Annotated in this window: 1 tRNA gene and 2 rRNA genes (1 of these 3 cut by a window edge); all 3 read left to right on the top strand. The window is 47.8% G+C overall.

Going from position 1 to position 2500, the window contains the following annotated elements:
- A 16S ribosomal RNA gene (locus EGI26_RS07015) occupies positions 1-820 on the top strand; the annotation flags it as partial.
- Positions 821-980: 160 nt separating this feature from the next.
- Positions 981-1054: transfer RNA gene (locus tag EGI26_RS07020), tRNA-Ile, on the top strand.
- 117 nt (positions 1055-1171) lie between these two features.
- Positions 1172-2500, top strand: a 23S ribosomal RNA gene (locus tag EGI26_RS07025); it runs 1488 nt beyond the window's last position.

The raw sequence follows: 2500 nt of genomic DNA on the forward strand, positions 1-2500 counted from the left end.
GGAAGGAATACCAATTGCGAAGGCAGGTTGCTACGAATAAACTGACGCTGATGCACGAAAGCGTGGGGATCAAACAGGATTAGATACCCTGGTAGTCCACGCCGTAAACGATGATTACTAGTTGTTGGGGTTTAAGCCTCAGTGACCAAGGGAAACCGATAAGTAATCCACCTGGGGAGTACGCCGGCAACGGTGAAACTCAAAGGAATTGACGGGGGTCCGCACAAGCGGTGGAGCATGTGGTTTAATTCGATGATACGCGAGGAACCTTACCTAGGCTAGAATGTGAGCGAATGATTCAGAGATGGATCAGTCAGCAATGACGCGAAACAAGGTGCTGCATGGCCGTCGTCAGTTCGTGCCGTGAGGTGTTGGGTTAAGTCCCGCAACGAACGCAACCCCTATAATCTGTTGCCAGCATGTCATGATGGGGACTCAGGTTAGACTGCCTACGCAAGTAGAGAGGAAGGAGGGGACGACGTCAGGTCATCATGGCCCTTACGCCTAGGGCGACACACGTGCTACAATGGTAGGTACAGAGTGCAGCGAGCTAGCAATAGTAAGCGAATCACAAAAAGCCTATCACAGTTCGGATTGGGGTCTGCAACTCGACCCTATGAAGCTGGAATCGCTAGTAATCGCATATCAGCCATGATGCGGTGAATACGTTCCCGGACCTTGTACACACCGCCCGTCAAGCCATGGGAGTTGGGTAGACCTGAAGCGGAAGGTAAAAGACTTCGTTAGGGTAGAACCAGTGACTGGGGCTAAGTCGTAACAAGGTAGCCGTACCGGAAGGTGTGGCTGGAACACCTCCTTTTTAGAGATAATCGAATTAACATTCGATGAAATAAACAATAAAGGAAGGTCTTTGATACAAAACAAAAAAATGTTAGTCTTTATCTCCAAAATAAGTTAGTATAAAAAGTTATAAGGGTGGGCATAGAAGGAATTACAGATGCTGACTCAGAAAAATTGAGGGGCTTGTAGCTCAGGTGGTTAGAGCGTTACACTGATAATGTAAAGGTCCCTGGTTCGAGTCCAGGCAGGCCCACAAAAAAACAAGGTATAGATATAGCACTTATACCACGAAGGCAAAACAGAAGGCGAAAGCTAGAAAATGAGCCAAAAGAGTACATTGACATGATGGGAAAGACTGAGAAGAGATAAAAAAGAGCAAAAGAAGGGCGTATGGGGGATGCCTAGGGTCTCAGAGGCGACGAAGGACGTGATAAGCTGCGATAAGCTACGGGGAGGAGCACACATCCGATATATCCGTAGATTTCCGAATGGGGCAACCCAGTTAGTTGAAGACTAACTATTCATGCTAAGCATGAAAGCGAACGTGGGGAACTGAAACATCTAAGTACCCATAGGAGAATAAAACAACAGTGATTCCGAGAGTAGTGGCGAGCGAAATCGGAGCAGCCCAAACCGGCCTTGTTACGGCAAGCCCGGGGTTATAGGACTGCATTTAGAAATATATTTTAACTTGAATGACTTGGGAAAGTCAACCGTAGAGTGTGATAGTCACGTAAGGGTAAGGAATATAGGACGAGCAGAATCCTGAGTAGGTGGGGGCCGGTGAAACCCCCTCTGAATTCGGCAGCACCATCTGCCAAGGCTAAATACTACTGAGACACCGATAGCGAACAAGTACTGTGAAGGAAAGGTGAAAAGCACGGAGAGTATCCGGGTGAAATAGAACCTGAAACCGTACGCCTACAAGCGGTCGGAGCCATGCGATATGGTGACGGCGTGCCTTTTGCATAATGATCCTACGAGTTACGGTCACCAGCAAGGTTAAGATTTTAAGAATCGGAGCCGAAGCGAAAGCGAGTCTGAATAGGGCGTTAAGTTGGTGGCTGTAGACGCGAAACCTAGTGATCTACCCATGGTCAGGTTGAAGGTTGGGTAAGACCAACTGGAGGACCGTACCGGTATACGTTGAAAAGTGTTCGGATGAACTGTGGGTAGGGGTGAAAGGCTAATCAAACTGGGAAATAGCTCGTACTCCCCGAAATGTATTTAGGTACAGCGTCGGCGTTGAGTCTTATCGAGGTAGAGCTACTGATTGGATGCGGGGGAGTCACATCCTACCAAATTCAGACAAACTCCGAATGCGATAAGATATAGCCGGCAGTGAGGGCTCGGGTGCTAAGGTCCGGGTCCGAGAGGGAAAGAACCCAGAACTACAGCTAAGGTCTCCAAATCTATACTAAGTTGAACAAAGGAAGTCTGACTGCCGAGACAGCCAGGATGTTTGCTTGGAAGCAGCAATCATTTAAAGAGTGCGTAACAGCTCACTGGTCGAGCGGGGCGGGCATCGATAATAAGCGGGCATAAAGTATAGTACCGAAGCTTAGTCATTAATTTATTAATGGGTAGGGGAGCATTCTGTATGCAGTGAAGGTGTCTTTTGAGAGATGCTGGAGCGTACAGAAAAGCAAATGTAGGAATAAGTAGCGATAATGAATGTGAGAACCATTCACACCGAAAG

The sequence above is a fragment of the Lacihabitans sp. CCS-44 genome, assembly GCF_024343735.1.
Lineage (GTDB): Bacteria > Bacteroidota > Bacteroidia > Cytophagales > Spirosomataceae > Leadbetterella.